Here is a 15357-nt window from a genome sequence, read left to right as displayed (position 1 = left end):
GTTGGCAATCTGACCACACGCGCCTGCTGCGCCTCCTCGCAATGACGGCTGCTGCGGCAGGCGAGCGCCGCAGCAGCCGTGAGAGACCCGAATGGAACTACAGGGCAGTCACGGCGCGCCGTCGGCGTACTCCGCCAGCCAGCGCCAAAGCAAGCGCAGCGAGAGCAAGCACTTCCGGTTCGGGCACATCGTTCGTGCGGACATAGGTCCGGAATCCGACGTCATAGAAAGCCGGCTGGTTGAAGATCTCTGAGAGTGGCACGAAGGGGGCCGCCGGACCGTTGCGGCCATAGGTGCTACCGCCGGAATACAGATCGCCGGTCACGTGCCAATAGTAGAAGTCGTTCAGCGTCACCTGCTGGGAAAGCGAGATGGCCAGGACCTCTCCCGCAAGGACCGGAAGCTCGGCTGCACCGAGCACGATGCTGGTGAAGGGGAGCGTCCAGTCGGGCGTGGGCAGCCAGGGGACGACCGTATTCGGGTCGATGCTCACGCTCGTCAGAACCGTGCTGTTGGGAACGCCAGCGGTTGTTTCCCGGATGTCGAGCACGAGCGGGATCGACCCAAAGCGAGCGAGCTGGAGATCGATCTGGGCGAGAACCCCGCCGACGCCCACGGTAAACGTCTGCGCGAATTCGGGACCGCTTCCAAGCTGGACCGAGATGACGCTCGGCGCCGGAGGCACGCCTGGAACCACGTTCTGCTGGTCGAGCACAAGGACTGGCCCGGCCTGCGCAGACGCGCAAAACAGCATGGCGGCAACAAGAACGATCGAAGTGCTTGTGAACACGGGTTGCTCCCTTCATGGTGGGGTCTTGGCTGGCACGGGTGGATGGACATGTCCAGCGGCAGTCGTCAGGCCAGCACCGAACGCTACCAAGGCCGGGTTCCGTACACCTGGTCCACGAGCCTTTTCGAGATGTAAGCACAATTCGTGCCAACAGCGGCCATCAGTTCTTAATCAAGGGCTTGCCGAAGCATCCGGGCGGGCAAGGGAACGGCCTGTAAGAATTTTCGACAGGCAAGAAAACCGCACAGTGACCTAACCCAGGCGTGCCAGCAGGCCGAGGAATTCGTCGGCGCTCATGAAGCCGACGACGCGTACGCCGTCGATCTCCCGACCCTGGGCGTCAAAGAAGATGATCCCTGGCGGGCCGTAGAGATTGAAGCGCTGCAGAAGAGCCTTGTCCTCGTCCGAGTTGGCGGTCACGTCGGCCTGCAGCAGTGTCCAGCCGGCGAGCTTCGCGCGCACGCGCGCATCGGCAAAGGTGAAACGTTCCATCTCCTTGCACGACACGCACCAGTCGGCGTAGAAGTCGATCATCACCGGCTGGCCGGCGCTCTTGATGCGCCCTTCGAGTTCGGCGAGCGTGCGCACGCGGGTGAAGTGCAGTTGCCTGACTTCGACCTCTGCCGCGCTGCTGCGCAGTACCGACAGCGGTTGCAGCGGGTCGCGCGAGCCGGCCAGCGCGCCGAGGAGCATCGCTGTACCGCCGATGAGCATGAAAATACCGATGCCTTTCCAGAAGCGCTGCCAGCCCCGGGCGTGCGGTGGCAGCGGGTCGAGTGCGTGCATGTAGATCGCCGGGATGATCAGCAGCAGGGCCCAGGCGATCATTTGCGCAACCACCGGGACGACCGGCGACAGCAGCCACACGGCGGTGGCCAGCAGGAGGACGCCAAAGGATTTCTTGACCGCTTCCATCCACGGGCCGGAGCGCGGCAGCAGGGTGCCAGCGGACAGCCCGACGGCGAGCAGTGGTGCGCCCATGCCGACGCCCATGGCAAACAGCGCCGCGCCGCCGAGAACGGCGTCACCGCTGCGCCCGATGTAGAGCAGGGCGCCGGCGAGCGGGGCGGCGACGCAGGGGCCGACGATGATCGCCGAGAGCACGCCCATGGCGGCGACGCCGGGTAGCGAGCCGCCGCGCAGGTGGCTGGCCTCCTCCGAGACCTTGCTTTGCAGGAAGGTCGGTAGCTGCAGTTCGTAGAAGCCGAACATCGATAGGGAGAGGGCGACGAAGACCAGCGCGAAGGCACCGAGGACCCAGGCGTTCTGCAAGGCGGCGGTGAGCAGCGTGCCGGTCATCCCGGCGGCGACTCCGGCCGCGGCGTAGGTGATCGCCATGCCCAGGACGTAGGCCAGCGACAGCGCGAAGCCGCGCGCGTGCGATACGCCATGCCCGTCGCGGCCGGAGCCGACGATGATGCTCGAGAGGATCGGGATCATCGGGAAGCAGCACGGTGTCAGGGAGAGCAGTAGCCCGAAGCCGAAGAAGCTGGCGACCAGCAACCAGAAGCTGGCGTTCCTGAACAGCTGCGCAATGCGTCTGGATTCGTCATCGCTGAAGTCCTTGCCTGGCGTCGTTGCGCCTGCAGAGGGCGCCGCCGCCGGGTCCGGCAGTTCAAGCGCGAGCGTCTGTCTTTGCGGCGGATAGCAGATGCCGGCGTCGGCACAACCCTGCGAGGTGATTTTCAGGGTCAGCGGCAGTGGCCCGGAGCTGTTGCGCTCGACGGGAATGCGGATCAGCGCCTGTTTGTAATAGACCTCGACGTTGCCGAAATTGGGGTCCTCCTTGACCTTGCCCGGCGACAGAATTGGCGTGCCAAGCTGCACGCTCGCCGGCTCGGCAGCAAAGCGGAACTTGTCGCGGTAGAGGTAATAGCCCTTGGCGATCTCGAAGCGCACTTCGATGGTTTGCCCATCGACGGCATGCGCCGTCGGCTTGAAGGCGACGGCGGGGTCGAGAAACTCTTCGCCCCGCGCTGGCCAGGCGAGCAGCATGAAGACCGCGAGCAGGAACGGCAGCAGCCAGGAGCGCTGGAAAAAGCGCCGCACAGAGTGCGGGAGGACGAACAACCAGGTCATTGCGGGGCGTCTTCAAGGTCGTCGGGGGCGCGCGTTTCGGTGGCGACCCAGGCGAGATAGGCGGGCAGCCCGGCGGTCACCGGCAGGGCGATGATCTCCGGAAGCTCGTAGGGGTGGCGTTCGCGGATGGCGGCTTCGAGCGCCGCGTAGCGTTCGCTGCGGGTCTTGATCAGCAGCGGTACTTCGCTGGTGGTTTCCAGGGCTCCCCGCCAGCGGTAGGTCGACTGGCAAGGCGCCAGCACGTTGACACAGGCCGCCAGACGCGCTGCGACGAGTTCGCTGGCCAGTGCTTCGGCAGACGGTCGGTCGGGGAGGTTGGTCAGGACGAGCAGAGTGGCCACAGGGCGCATTGTACTCCTCTGCTCCTCTACTCCACTGGCTCCCGTGCTCCTGCAGCGTCGCTGGCGGCGCTCAATGTCGCCAGGCGCGACTGACGATTTCGCGGATGACGTGCAGGCGGCGGTGGAAGAAGTGATCGGCACCGGGGACGACGATTACCGGCAGCTCGAGCGGCTTCGCCCATTCGATGACGTTGGCCAGCGGCACGGTGGTGTCTTCCGAACCGTGGATGACGATGGTGTCACCAGGCACGGCCTTGGTCCGGTACTGGCGCAAGCCTTCGACGAAACCCGAGGCCGTGCCGACCAGCACCATGCGCTGCGCGGGATGACCGGCTTCGCGCAAGGCATCGGCGACGCGCGTCTGCACATAGGCGCCAAAGGAGAAGCCGGCCAGCGCGACCGGCAGATTGCCGTAGCGGCACTTCGCTTCGGCGAGCACGGCGAGCAGATCCTCGGTTTCGCCACGGCCGTCGTCGTGCGTGCCCTCGCTCTGGCCGATGCCGCGAAAGTTGGGGCGCAGCGCGACGTAGTCGAGATGATTGAAGGTGCGCGCCAGCGTCTGCACGACCTTGTTGGTGTTGCCGCCGCCGAACAAGGGATGCGGGTGGCCGATCATGGCGATACCGCGCGGCGCGCCGGGATTCTCGACGATCACTTCGACCTTGCCGACCGGTCCGTCGATCAACAGGTGTTCGGGCTGCACTTTCATGGCCTGGGCTTCCTTTCGCGAACGTCTCTCAGATGCGCAGTCGTTCGACGACGCGCCCGTGCACCAGGTGCTCCTGGATGATCTCTTCGATGTCCTCGTTATCGACGTAGCTGTACCAGACTTCCTCAGGATAGACGACCAGCACCGGTCCGTTGTCGCAGCGGTCGAGGCAGCCGGCACGGTTGATGCGCACGTTGCCGGCCCCCTTCATCTTCAGTGCGCCGATGCGATCCTTGGCGTAGGTCTGGGCGGCGCTTGCGCCAGCGTCATTGCAGCAGGTCTCACCCTCGCCGCGCTGGTTGCAGCAGAAAAAGACGTGATGCTTGAAGTAACTCATGCGAACGGGCTCCTGGCGACGGTTTGCTGTTGGCGGCGGTCGATTCTAACCCCGATTCGCGTGCCGCAGGCGCAGCGCTGAGCGACGCTGGACGACGGCTTGGCGCCGCAGGCGAGAACGATGATCGCTGATCGCGTAAAATGCGCCTTCTGCCGCGGCCCCAGGGTGTCCTCTTGTCCCCTGCTTGCGGCAGGTTCCCAAGGCACCGGTACTGCCCAAGCGATGACTATCTGTGAAGACCCCTTTGCCGTCCTCGGCGTCAGCTCCGAGACTTCGCCGGCCGACATCAAGCGCGCCTATCGCCGGCTGGCCATGCACTGGCACCCAGATCGTAACCGCTCGGCGGCGGCCGAGGCCGAGTTCAAGCGCTTGCACGCGGCCTACGAGCTGTTTCTCGATCCGCAGCGGCTCGCCGAGTGGCGACAGGCGCAGGCGGCCAGCAAGGCGGCAGCAAGCGGGCGACGCGACAGCAAAGGCAGCGCAAGCGCTCCCCGTGAAAGCAGTTGCGGCGCCAGCAAGGCTGCGGGCCAGCGGAGCACCGGGGAGGACCTGACACAGGGCTTGACGCTGACTCTCGAGGAGGCTGCCCTCGGTTGCCGGAAAACGATCGCCCTGGTGCAGGGTGTTCGCTGCGTCAGTTGTTGCAGCAGTGGCCGCGTTCAACACCGCACCTCGGTGCCCTGCAAGCGCTGCAGCGGTTGCGGTCGGACCAGCCGGCGCGGGGGCGGGACCAGCGTTTGCGAGGGCTGCGCCGGGCGCGGCTTTCTGCGTGAGACCGACTGTCCCGATTGCTGCGGCAGTGGCTGGCTGCACCAGCCACGAACCCTGGCGGTGACCGTGCCGCCGGGCCTGCTCGCCGGCGAGCGCCTGCGCCTGGTCGGCCAGGCGGCGCCCCCGCCAGGGGGTGGGGGCAAAGCCGGCGATCTCTACCTGGAAATCCGCCTGGCGGAGCATCCGCTCTTCGTCCTGCACGGGCGCGACATCCATTGTCGAGTGCCGGTCAGCGTCTATCGCCTGCTCTGCGGGGGGCGGATCGAGGTACCGAGCCTGAGCGGTACGACGCCGCTCGAACTCTCTGCGGATCCTCAGCCTCCGGAAGAGTATCGTCTGCCCGGGCTGGGCTTCCCCGCAAAAGGCCGACGAGCGGCCGGCGATCTGGTGCTGCAGGTGCAGCGCATTCACCCGCAAAGCCTCGCGGCCGAGGACCTGGATTTGCTCGAGCGCCTGGAAGAGCGACTGACCGGCGATCTCGAGCGCCGCGCGCCGCCGCTCGCGGCCTGGGAACAGCAGCTCCAGGCGCGCCGAAAGTCCGCCGGATCCTGATCAGAGGCGGCGACCGAGGGCGGTCAGGTAGGGCAGGGCGAGGAAAGGCCAGAGACTGGCGATCCAGCGGGTGAGGCCGTTGAAATTGAGGAAGTGACCCTGGCGCCAGGTGGCCAGCGCCGCTTCCGAGTAGGGGTTGGGCGGCGTCAGATTGACCAGCGCCGTTCCGGCCATCAGAGCGACGCCGGCGAAACCGATGCGCAGAGCCGCCGGCAGCAGCAGCAGCAGCGAGAGCAGCACGCCGCCGATGAGCAGCCCGAGCCTGGCGCCCGGGGTCAGCCAGGCCAGGGCGTCGTGCGGGGCGACGAGTACCGCTGCGGCGAGCGTCCTGATCGCCAGTGCCAGCATGAAAAAGCTGAACAGCACCAGGTGCGGGGCGTTCCGGTCGGCGAGCAGGGTGCGTGTGAACAGGCCGATGACGATCGTGTTGCAGACGATGACGCCGGTTTCGAGCATGAAAAACGCCGGCGCCGCATATGGGACCGCCGGCGTCAGCCCGAGCACCTGGCGCAGGTCGCCGACGCCAAAGAGCAGCGTTTCGGGTGACAGCTGGGTGAGCAGCCACATGCCGATCAGAACCAGGCCCAGTTCGGCGTGCGGTATCGGTGCCAGTAGCGCCTGCTGCAGCTGGGCGATGCGGCGAAAGATCGGCTTGCCCTTCCAGACGGCGAGTACGGCGCCGATGGCGCTTCCCGAAATGTTGCACGCCAGGTCGATATTCGAGGGCACGCGCGCCGGCAGCCAGTTCTGCAGGCACTCGACGGTGAAGCTGAGCAGGCTGCCGACGAGCAGTGCGGCGACCGCCGCCGACCAACGGCCGGGCAAGCGCCGCAGGGTGAGCGCCAGCAGGAAGCCCAGCGGCACGTAAACGGCGATGTTGACCGCGAGGTCGAAAGCCGTCCAGTAACGTGGCCAGGCGGCAGCGAGAAAGGCCAATGGCGACAGGCCGAGGTCGCGCCAGTTGGCGAACGGGTAGAGGCTGGCGTAGCTGATCAGCACCAGGTAGGCGAGCGCCAGATAGAGCGGCAGGCGTGTCGGCCGCGGCAGCGGCTGTCGAGCCGGCGTCTGGTCGTCGGCTGGGGAAGTCAGTGGTGGCTGGTCCTGCTCCATGGGAATGCCGCCGAGCGTTATGAAGTCGCCATTCTAGCGCCTTGGCCGAGACAGGCTATCGCCTTCCATTCTCCGCCAAGGCAACATCGACCGCCGCGAGCAAGCCGATTTGTGCGACACTCCCGGCTTTTTACTTCGTCGAGCCGCGCGCGCGGCTATTGGGGGACTCGCCTTGGCAAAACCAAATTATCAGTTCGAGAAGCGCCAGAGAGAACTTGAGAAGAAACGCAAGAAGGACGAGAAGCGCCAGCTCGCCCTCGCCGCCAAAGATAGCGCTGCCGGTAGCGATACGGATTCCGGGCAGGAGCCAGCGGTGGTGGACAGCGATGCCCCGGGAACGACCACCGGCAGCTGAGCGAAGCGATTGCGGCGGCGGCGTCGCAGGCGATTGACTCGGAGCGGAGTCAGGGCGACAGCCTGGCGCGGGCGTCACAGGCCTGGCCCGGGCCGTCGCCAATGCGCAGTGTCAGGTCGGGCGGCGGATTGTGGATGGCGATGAAGGGGCGTGCGCCGGGCAGTATGTCTACCGGCTCGATGCGCGCCGGAGGAATGCTCACCAGTCCGGGCACCCAGTGGTAGCGGAGGATCAGCGGAGAGCCGGCGGCATCGGCCAGGGTGAGCCGGTTGATGCAGCGCTCGACCACCCGCGCACTCCCGTGGACGACGAAACCCGGGCTGGCTGCGCGCACGAAGGCGGTCACCGGCCCCAGTTCGGCGAGCTTGCTGACTCCGGGCAAGGCCGCCATGGCTGCCCGGCAGGCGGCGCTGTGGCACAACATCCAGCGGATGTTGTAGGCGTCGAGGAAGGTGTTCAGCTGCTCCGGCGAATGCTCGGCGTAGGGTTTGCCGAAGGCGAAGTCGTCCCAGGCGCTGGCGAAGTCGGTAAAGGGGTAGGGGCCGCCGATGAATTCGCGATTGCTGGCCAGGGCGTAAAGGCCGGCCATGTGGCCCCCGTCGTGAACTCGTGCCAGTGAGAGCTCGAAGAAAACCCGCGCTGAGGCGTCGGTCTGTGTGCCGAGAAAGTCGAGCAGCGGCCGGGAAAGTTCGCCCTCGCCCTTGACTTCAGGTGCGGCCACCGCATAGTGGCCGGTCTCGGCCGGTGCAAAGATCTCGCGCTCAGCTTCGCGCACGAAAAAGGCCAGAAAACCAGCGACAAGGAGCAGCGCAGCGCCACGGAGCCAGCGCCCGAACCCGTGCACCGCAGGAATCTGCCGCGCTGCGGCGACCACGCCGGCAGCCGCCGGGACGACCAGGCACAGCCAGGCCAATGCGCTGAAGCGGTTGGGTTGCAGGGAAGCGATCGCCGGGACGACGGCTCCGAACGAGGCCCAGATCATGAGCAGCACGGCAGCGGCGATCAACGCCAGCAGCGCGCGCCGCGCGCTGCCGCGCCAGCAGCCGATACACAGCAGAGCGCCGATCCACAGGACGTTGTACAGTCGCGACCCGCCGGCAGCCGTCGGCGCCGAGCCGAGCAGTTCCTGCAGCGCCAGTGTTGGATCGACGGCCCGCTGATAGGGGTGGACAATGGTCGCGAAGCTGGGCGTGGTCAGCGACGGCCACAGCCAGATGCCGTTCAGGAGCAGCATGCCGGCGAGCAGGACGGCCACCACCAGGGCGACGTTGCCAATGCGCAAGCCGGCGCGCAGCTCGTCCACCAGCAAGGGCAAGCCGATCAGCGCGGCGGCGACGACAAACAGGGGGTGCACGAGCAGGCCGATTGCCGCCACGACGGTCAGCAGCGCCAGCCGCCACGGCGTCGGCCGGCGGCAAACGCGTAGCGCGGCGACGGCGAAGGGGACGCTGGCGAAGGCGACGATCACGTACGATACCAGCCCCGCGGCGTGGTACCAGCGAATGGCGCCCGTCCACCAGAGCAACAGGCTCAGCAGGGCAACCAGCGCCGCGACGCTGACCGGCAGACGCAGCAGCACACAGGTGGCGACCAGCATCGCCGGGGCGAGCACCCCGGACCAGAAGCTGAACTGCTTGTAGATCACGGGAATGTTGGCGGATGCCGTATCCAGGCAGGCCAGCAGGGCCGGCAATTTGGCGCTGGCGTTGAAGGTCACCCCGCCGAGGTGGCCGGCAGCGAAGAAGATGTCGTAGCCGGTCAGGCGCTGCTCGGCGCACAGTTGGCGGGCAACTTCCATCTGGTACTGGTGGAAAGGGGCGTCGATGTGCACCAGGCGCGCGGCGTCCGACAAGGCCGACAGCGGAAAGAAATACGCCTGCAGGACGAGTTGCAGCAGCAGCGTCACCGCGACGACGGCGAGCAGCAGCATGGCGCCGGTGAGCTTGGCGGCGCGCTCGGCGTGCGCGGCTCTCACGACAAAGGGTCAGTGTCGGAGCGAACCAGGCGATCGACAAAAAAGAGCGGCCGGCGTTTGGTCTCCAGGAAGATTTTCGCCAGGTATTCGCCGATGACGCCCAGCGACAGCAGCTGGACGCCCGAGATCAGAAACAGCGGAATGACGATCGACGCCCAGCCGGGCAGCGCGGCGTCGGTGAACAAGCGCACGCCGAAAGCCCAGAGCCCCATGCCCAGGCTGAGTAGAGACACCAGCATCCCGAGTGCGGTAATCATGCGCAGCGGCGCTGCCGAGAACGAAGTCATCCCCTGCCAGGCGAGCGCGAGCATCTTGCCTTGCTACGCTAGTGTAGCCTACTTTTTTGATGAGGCTTTCAGCGACCCTGACAGCAGCGTAAAAGCGTAGGGTGGCTGGAGTTCGCCCGGTCCATACCGCTGCCCGCCTCGCCAAACCCGGGCCACCATTTCCCAGCCACCGTCATTGCGAGGAGGCGTAGCCGACGCGGCAATCCAGTTCCATTCTCTGACTGCAGGTGCGCCATATCAGCCGCGCGAAAAACAGAACCTCTGGATTGCCACGTCGGCTACGCCTCCTCGCAATGACGTGCAGGTTGTTGTGGCGCTGTATTTCCGACGAAACTTTCAGCACGCCGGACAGCCGCTTGAAACCATGTCGCCGCTGGCATTCTTATGTTCCCTACTGCGTGAAACATTACGCTAGGACGTCTTCAGCGGCCCCCGGACAAGGAAGCTTGCTTTGCCGGAGGAAATCATAGCAAGGTTTAACAGGCTTGTAGGCGTGGAAGGGCTGTCAACAGGAGTCGTGGTGTGACCGAGTTGGCATTGCGGCCGATGTTGTACAGGCAGGCGCGACGCCGGTACCTTGTGCGGCGGTCGTGCAAAGCCTGTCACGAACAAGGTGAGTGAATCGGGTAACATTCGTCCGCATCCAAGCGGCACCCGTTCTGGCTCGCGGCCTGCGGGTCCCCGGACAAGCCCTAGTTCTGCTGTGCGCCCGTTTACTTGCAGCTCTTGCCTGGAGTGATTTTTCGCCATGTCGTCCGTCTCCGTGGTCATCCCCACTTACAACTGCTCGCGCTACATCAGCGAAACCCTCAACAGCATTCTTCGCCAGGGCGCTGCGGATCTCGAGATCATCGTCATCGACGATGGCTCGACCGACGACACCTGCGCCATTGCCCGCCGTTTCGGCGATCCGGTTCGGGTCATCGAGCAAAGCAACGCCGGCGTCTGCGCCGCCCGCAACCACGGCATAAGGGAAGCGCACGGCGAGTTCATTGCCCTGGTCGACCATGACGACTACTGGCAGCCGAACAAGCTGGCCAACCAGCTGGCGGCTTTCGCCGACCATCCCCAGGTCGATGTGGTGTTCACCGACTTCGTCTGGTGGCGGCAGGACGACGCGGGAGCATTCCCGGCGCCGGCAGACTACCTCCCGCGAGCGGCTGCGCAAGGTGTCGACGGCGACTTTTCGGGCTGGATCTATCACCAGATGCTGCTCGACAGCTGGGTATTGACCAGTACCGCCCTGGCACGAACCGCGGTCGTCGTCGCTCAGGCGGGTTTCGACGAAGCGCTTCCCTACAGTGAGGATTGGGATTTCTGGTTGCGAGTGTCGAGAAGCTCGCAGTTCCTGAAGCTCCGCGAAGCGACGACGCTCTATCGGCAGCACTCGGCGCAGGGGTCGCGGGTCATCCGGCCAATCGACTACCGCACGCGCCTGCTCGAGACGGCGGCAGAACGCTGGGGACTGTGCAGCCAGGATGGTCGCTGCGTTGCGGCGGAACGTTTCCGGCGGCAACTGGCCATCTACTGCGCCGAATTCGGCCTCGGGCACCTGAAAGGGGGTGCTGGGGCAAGCCGCGCCATTGCTGCCAGGGCGTTTCTCAAGGCCTGGTCGATCGATCGCAGCTACTGGCGGAGCCTCGCCTATCTGGCGGTGACGCCGTTCGGCTGGAAGCCGGGGTGGTAGGATCTCCTGCCAACGACGCCTGCCCGACGCTGCTCTGCCTAGTCTGGTAGACTCGGCCGGCGAAGGATGATCGCTGCAACCACCGGAGAGCTTTGCATGTGTGACCAACTGGCCGTGCCCGGCAGTCGGCGGCGCGCCGCCGCAAGCAAGACCCGCGTCGTCCCACATCAGCGCGGGGTTGCGCCCGCTGGCGAGAAGCGGCTAGCGCCGACGAGGCAACGCTCAAGGGTGTCTGTCGGTTGATGAACCAGCACCGTTACCCCGCGGCGGATGTTGCCGCCATCGAGCGGGTCATCCGCGAGCGCCGCGACATTCGCCAGTTTGCCGACGGGACGCTACCCGACGGGCTGCTTGGCCGCCTGATCGAGGCTGCCCACCTGGCGCCATCGGTGGGTTACATGCAGCCCTGGCGTTTCGTGCGTATCGCCACTGCCCCCACGCGCGAGGCGCTGTGGCGTATCGTCGATGCCGAACGCCTGGCGACCGCTGCCCACCTGCCGACGCGTGCTGGCGAGTTTCTGAAGCTCAAGATCGACGGTATTCGCGAGGCGGCGGAGGTGCTGGTGGTGGCGCTGATGCCGGAGCGTGAAGCGCACATCTTCGGCCGCCGCACCCTGCCGGAAATGGATCTCGCGTCGACCGCCTGTGCCATCCAGAACATGTGGCTGCTGGCACGGGCCGAGGGGGTGGGCCTGGGCTGGGTTTCCTTCTTCGACCCTGCAGCGGTCGGCGACTTGCTGGAAATGCCGGCAGGCAGCCGTCCGATCGCCATTCTCTGTCTCGGTCCGGTGGCCGAGTTCCCGGCGCTGCCAGTGCTCGAAGCAAAGGGTTGGGGCAACCGCCTGCCGCTCGACGAGGTGCTCTTCGAGGACCGCTGGCGAGCTGGCGCCGGTGGCACACCAGCGGCGTATTGAATGCCTGGAGTGGACCCGTGAGCGACCCGACTAGCCGTCGCAACTTTCTCCGCGGGAGGTTCTCACGGGCAACGGCGCCCTTGCGGCCGCCGTGGGCCGTCGCTGAAGAGGCTTTTCTGCAGGCCTGCACGCGCTGCGCCGATTGCCAGCCAGTCTGCCCGACACGGATCATCCGCACCAGCGACAGCGGCTATCCGGTGCTTGATTTCAGCGTTGGCGAATGCTCGTTCTGTGCCGCCTGCGTTGACGCGTGCACCACCGGTGCGCTGCATCGGGCACCGGCTCAGGAAGCTTGGTCTGTGCGCGCGGCCATTGGCGAGCGCTGCCTGGCGGCCAGGCAGATCGAATGCCGAATCTGCGGCGATCATTGCCTGGCAGGCGCCATTCGCTTCGTGCCGCGGGTCGGCCGAATTGCCTTGCCGGTGGTGGACACTTCGCGATGCAACGGTTGCGCGGCGTGTTTCGCGCCGTGTCCGACGCAGGCCATTCGTATCGGGGAAATTCATGAGCGTAGCTGAGCGCGGCGAGCGCAGTGCTCTTCGCCGCGCCGCCCGCCAGCCGCTGTTCGGCAGGGCGATCGCTGGCCGGGAGGCGCGCCGGGGGTGAGCACGGAACCGCTGCCAGCGCCCTTGCTGCCGCCGTCGCCGGAAGTGTCGGAGCGCCTGCTGGGCGTGCTCACGGCTCTGGTCGCCGAGACGCGCCCGGGCCGTGTCGCACGGGTGAGCCTGGGTAGTCATCTCGAGCGCGATCTTGGCCTGGACAGCCTGGCGCGCGTCGAACTCCTGTTGCGTGTCGGCAATGAGTTCAGCCGCTCGTTGCCGGAGGCGGCGCTGGCCGACGCTGAAACGGCGCAGGATTTTCTGCGCTTCATCGTCGGTGCAGCGGCCGAAGACCATTCGCCGACCGGCGTCGATCTGGCCAAGCACAGTGGCGGCCCGATCAGCGTTCCGGCGCAGGCGGCGACGCTGATCGATGTCTTCGAGTGGCACGCGCAACGCAATCCGCAACGCACGCATGTGCTGCTCTACGGGACTGGCGGCGAGCATGGCGAGTTCCTCCCCGAGGCCATTTCCTACGCCGATCTGTTCGCGCAGGCGCGCCGCATGGCCACCGGCCTGGTGACCCGCGGACTGTTGCCGCGACAGACCGTGGCCCTTATGTTGCCCACCAGTCGCGACTATCTGGGCAGCTTTTTCGGGGTGTTGCTGGCCGGTGGAATTCCGGTGCCGATTTATCCTCCGGCGCGGCTGGCGCAGATCGACGATCACCTGCGCCGGCACGCGCGTATTCTCGCCAACGCCGAAGCGGTGTTCATCGTCACCGTGCCGCAGGCTAAAGGCGTTGCCGCGCTGTTGCGCCGCGAGGTGCCGAGCCTGAATGAAGTGCTCACCCCGGCGGAACTCGATAGCGAGCCGATCGACTTGCTTTACCGCGCGCAGGCGGACGATATCGCTTTCCTGCAATACACCTCCGGCAGCACGGGCGACCCCAAGGGAGTCGTTCTCAGCCATGCCAACCTGTTGGCCAACGTGCGCGCGATGGGCGAGGCCTGCGCGGTGACCAGTGACGATGTCTTCGTTTCATGGCTGCCGCTCTATCATGACATGGGACTGATCGGCGCCTGGTTTTGCCCACTTTACTTCGGCATGCCGCTGGTGCTGATGTCGCCACTGGCGTTTCTCGCGCGCCCGGCACGCTGGTTGCGGGCCATCTCGGATCATCGCGGGACGATTTCTCCGGCGCCCAACTTCGCTTACGAACTCTGCGCGCGAAAACTTGCCGACAGCGATGTGCAGGGGCTGGACCTCTCGTCATGGCGTCTGGCATTGAACGGCGCCGAACCGGTGAGTCCGGCAACGCTGCAGGCTTTCGCCGAGCGCTTCGCCCCGTTCGGGTTGTGCGGCGAGGCGATCACGCCGGTCTATGGTCTTGCCGAATGTTCGGTCGGGCTGGCTTTCCCAACGCTGCAGCGCGGTCCGCTGATCGATCGGATCAAGCGCGAAGAACTGGTCAACGAGAAAAGCGCTGTTCCGGCGGGCAGCGACGATGACCAAGCGATGCGCGTTCCGGCGTGTGGGCGGGCCCTGCCAGGGCATGAGATTCGTATCGTCGACGCGGAAGGCTGCGAACTGCCGGATCGGCGCGTCGGAAGACTGCAGTTTCGTGGCCCCTCGGCGACGCGTGGCTACTATCGCAACCCGGCGGCGACGCAGGCCCTGTTCAGCGACAGCTGGCTCGACTCCGGCGATTTTGCGTATACCGTCGCTGGCGAGATCTATCTGACCGGCCGGGTCAAGGACTTGATCATCCGTGGCGGAAGAAACCTCTACCCCTACGAACTCGAACAGGCGGTCGGCGATATTCCGGGCGTGCGCAAGGGCTGCGTGGCTGTTTTCGCGAGCAAGGATGCGCTCAGTGCCAGCGAACGGCTGGTCGTTCTGGCCGAGACGCGCGAGGAAGAGAAAGCGGTGCTCGATGTGCTGCGGCAGAAGATCAACGCTGCCGCAATCGATGCAATTGGAATGCCTGCTGACGAAATTGTCCTGGCCCCGCCGAATTCGGTGCTCAAGACCTCGAGTGGCAAGATTCGCCGCAACGCGTCGCGCGATGCCTACGAGAACGGATCGATCGGTGCTCCGGCGGCGCCGGCTCGGCAACAGATGCTGCGCCTTGGCGTCGCGTCGCTGCGCGCGCGCCTGGGAGAGATGGCGCGGCGTCTTGGGCGGCGGCTCTATGGCGCGTGGTGCTGGAGTGTTTTTCTCGTCCTTGGCGTGCCGACTGCGGCGGCAGTTGTCGTCCTGGGCAAAGTGCTGCGCTCGCCGGCGAGCGGACGTCGCCTGGTGCACCGGGTGGCGCGGCTCGTCCTGGTCCTCGTCGGGATTCGCTTGCAGATCGGCGCCGCGGCGGGTTTACCGAAAGCGCCGCATCTGTTACTGGTCAACCATTGCAGCTATCTCGATGCGCTGGCCCTCTGCGCGGCATTGCCGCCGAGCCAGGCCTACTGTTTCGTCGCCAAACGCGAGTTCGTCGAACAGCCGGCAGTCCATGCTTTCCTGAGCGCGCTCGGCACGCTGTTCGTCGAGCGCTTCGCGGCATCGAGGAGTGCCGAGGACGTCGACGAGATCGCTGCGGCGCTCCGGCAAGGTCAGAATCTGGTCATTTTCCCGGAAGGAACCTTCTCGCGCGAAGCTGGGCTGAAACCGTTTCGCATGGGCGCCTTCGTTGCCGCTGCGCGGGCTGGGACGCCAGCACTGGTCGCCGGTCTGTGCGGCACGCGTGCGATCCTGCGCGATCAGACGTGGCTCCCGCGGCACGGTCGCCTGGCGCTCACCTTCGGGCCACTGCTGGCCCCGGCGGGCGACGACTGGGCCGCGGCCGTGGCCTTGCGCGATGCCGTGCGCAGGGCGATGCTCGGGCTTTGCGAAGAGCACGATCTGGAACGCTGAGCAG

Annotated in this window: 14 protein-coding genes; 6 read left to right on the top strand and 8 right to left on the bottom strand. The window is 66.1% G+C overall.

All coding sequences use genetic code 11. From position 1 onward, the window contains the following. Window positions 1–97: 97 nt before the first annotated feature. The 5 genes from QZ634_RS09970 to QZ634_RS09950 all read right to left on the bottom strand — a co-directional run bounded on the left by QZ634_RS09970 (window position 98) and on the right by QZ634_RS09950 (window position 4256). Window positions 98–790, bottom strand: a complete 693-nt coding sequence (locus QZ634_RS09970; protein ID WP_291987736.1) for a PEP-CTERM sorting domain-containing protein — start codon at window positions 788–790, stop codon at window positions 98–100. A gap of 252 nt (window positions 791–1042) precedes the next feature. Next, entirely contained in the window at window positions 1043–2785 is a 1743-nt protein-coding gene (gene dsbD / locus QZ634_RS09965; RefSeq protein ID WP_291988101.1) for a protein-disulfide reductase DsbD, read from the bottom strand. Between the two features lie 80 nt (window positions 2786–2865). After that, window positions 2866–3219, bottom strand: coding sequence for a divalent-cation tolerance protein CutA (gene cutA, locus QZ634_RS09960; RefSeq protein ID WP_291987734.1), 354 nt, complete (start codon window positions 3217–3219; stop codon window positions 2866–2868). Between the two features lie 61 nt (window positions 3220–3280). Next, window positions 3281–3919, bottom strand: coding sequence for an alpha/beta hydrolase (locus QZ634_RS09955; RefSeq protein ID WP_291987732.1), 639 nt, complete (start codon window positions 3917–3919; stop codon window positions 3281–3283). Window positions 3920–3947: 28 nt separating this feature from the next. Further along, window positions 3948–4256, bottom strand: coding sequence for an NAD(P)H-dependent oxidoreductase subunit E (locus QZ634_RS09950; protein ID WP_291987729.1), 309 nt, complete (start codon window positions 4254–4256; stop codon window positions 3948–3950). 222 nt (window positions 4257–4478) lie between these two features. Here QZ634_RS09950 and QZ634_RS09945 point away from each other — a divergent pair, with 222 nt between their 5' ends. Further along, on the top strand, window positions 4479–5579 hold the full coding sequence (locus tag QZ634_RS09945) for a DnaJ C-terminal domain-containing protein (RefSeq protein ID WP_291987728.1): 1101 nt from the start codon (window positions 4479–4481) through the stop codon (window positions 5577–5579). On the opposite strand, the gene QZ634_RS09940 is transcribed toward QZ634_RS09945, so the two are convergent. After that, window positions 5580–6689 carry a VanZ family protein gene (locus QZ634_RS09940; protein WP_291987726.1) on the bottom strand — a complete coding sequence of 370 codons (1110 nt, stop codon included), beginning with the start codon at window positions 6687–6689 and terminating at the stop codon, window positions 5580–5582. Between the two features lie 172 nt (window positions 6690–6861). On the opposite strand from QZ634_RS09940, the gene QZ634_RS09935 reads away from it, so the two are divergent. Next, window positions 6862–7044, top strand: a complete 183-nt coding sequence (locus QZ634_RS09935) for a hypothetical protein (RefSeq protein WP_291987724.1) — start codon at window positions 6862–6864, stop codon at window positions 7042–7044. A gap of 49 nt (window positions 7045–7093) precedes the next feature. Here QZ634_RS09935 and QZ634_RS09930 read toward each other — a convergent pair whose 3' ends face one another. Together QZ634_RS09930 and QZ634_RS09925 are read right to left on the bottom strand one after the other, a co-directional pair. Then, window positions 7094–9019: a hypothetical protein gene (locus tag QZ634_RS09930; RefSeq protein ID WP_291987722.1), complete on the bottom strand. Its 1926-nt coding sequence runs from the start codon at window positions 9017–9019 to the stop codon at window positions 7094–7096. After that, window positions 9016–9330, bottom strand: coding sequence for a hypothetical protein (locus tag QZ634_RS09925; protein ID WP_291987720.1), 315 nt, complete (start codon window positions 9328–9330; stop codon window positions 9016–9018). Before QZ634_RS09925 ends, QZ634_RS09930 begins: the two co-directional genes overlap by 4 nt. 724 nt (window positions 9331–10054) lie before the next feature. Here QZ634_RS09925 and QZ634_RS09920 point away from each other — a divergent pair. The 4 genes from QZ634_RS09920 to QZ634_RS09905 all read left to right on the top strand — a co-directional run bounded on the left by QZ634_RS09920 (window position 10055) and on the right by QZ634_RS09905 (window position 15353). Further along, window positions 10055–10993, top strand: coding sequence for a glycosyltransferase family 2 protein (locus tag QZ634_RS09920; protein ID WP_291987718.1), 939 nt, complete (start codon window positions 10055–10057; stop codon window positions 10991–10993). 242 nt (window positions 10994–11235) lie between these two features. Further along, the gene (gene bluB, locus QZ634_RS09915; protein WP_291987716.1) at window positions 11236–11907 is read left to right on the top strand and encodes a 5,6-dimethylbenzimidazole synthase; all 672 of its coding nucleotides are present in this window, start codon (window positions 11236–11238) and stop codon (window positions 11905–11907) included. A 17-nt stretch (window positions 11908–11924) separates the two neighbouring features. Beyond that, a complete protein-coding gene (napF, locus tag QZ634_RS09910; protein WP_291987714.1) occupies window positions 11925–12425 on the top strand; it encodes a ferredoxin-type protein NapF in 501 nt (166 codons plus the stop codon). An 84-nt stretch (window positions 12426–12509) separates the two neighbouring features. Then, a complete protein-coding gene (locus QZ634_RS09905) occupies window positions 12510–15353 on the top strand; it encodes an AMP-binding protein (protein ID WP_291987712.1) in 2844 nt (947 codons plus the stop codon). The last annotated feature ends 4 nt before the right edge of the window (window positions 15354–15357 follow it).

The organism is Candidatus Accumulibacter sp. ACC007, assembly GCF_907163205.1.
Classification (GTDB): Bacteria; Pseudomonadota; Gammaproteobacteria; order Burkholderiales; family Rhodocyclaceae; genus Accumulibacter; species Accumulibacter regalis.
The sequence above is the reverse complement of the archived record's forward strand: the minus strand, read 5'-3'. Positions and strand labels throughout refer to the sequence as shown.

What these genes read in the sequence shown, in the direction of transcription:
- dsbD (WP_291988101.1), bottom strand. Translation starts at nt 2,785, where the DNA reads ATGCTGCTCGCCTGGCCAGCGCGGGGCGAAGAGTTTCTCGACCCCGCC.
- cutA (WP_291987734.1), bottom strand. Translation starts at nt 3,219, where the DNA reads ATGCGCCCTGTGGCCACTCTGCTCGTCCTGACCAACCTCCCCGACCGA.
- QZ634_RS09955 (WP_291987732.1), bottom strand. Translation starts at nt 3,919, where the DNA reads ATGAAAGTGCAGCCCGAACACCTGTTGATCGACGGACCGGTCGGCAAG.
- QZ634_RS09950 (WP_291987729.1), bottom strand. Translation starts at nt 4,256, where the DNA reads ATGAGTTACTTCAAGCATCACGTCTTTTTCTGCTGCAACCAGCGCGGC.
- QZ634_RS09945 (WP_291987728.1), top strand. Translation starts at nt 4,479, where the DNA reads ATGACTATCTGTGAAGACCCCTTTGCCGTCCTCGGCGTCAGCTCCGAG.
- QZ634_RS09940 (WP_291987726.1), bottom strand. Translation starts at nt 6,689, where the DNA reads ATGGAGCAGGACCAGCCACCACTGACTTCCCCAGCCGACGACCAGACG.
- QZ634_RS09925 (WP_291987720.1), bottom strand. Translation starts at nt 9,330, where the DNA reads ATGCTCGCGCTCGCCTGGCAGGGGATGACTTCGTTCTCGGCAGCGCCG.
- QZ634_RS09920 (WP_291987718.1), top strand. Translation starts at nt 10,055, where the DNA reads ATGTCGTCCGTCTCCGTGGTCATCCCCACTTACAACTGCTCGCGCTAC.
- bluB (WP_291987716.1), top strand. Translation starts at nt 11,236, where the DNA reads ATGAACCAGCACCGTTACCCCGCGGCGGATGTTGCCGCCATCGAGCGG.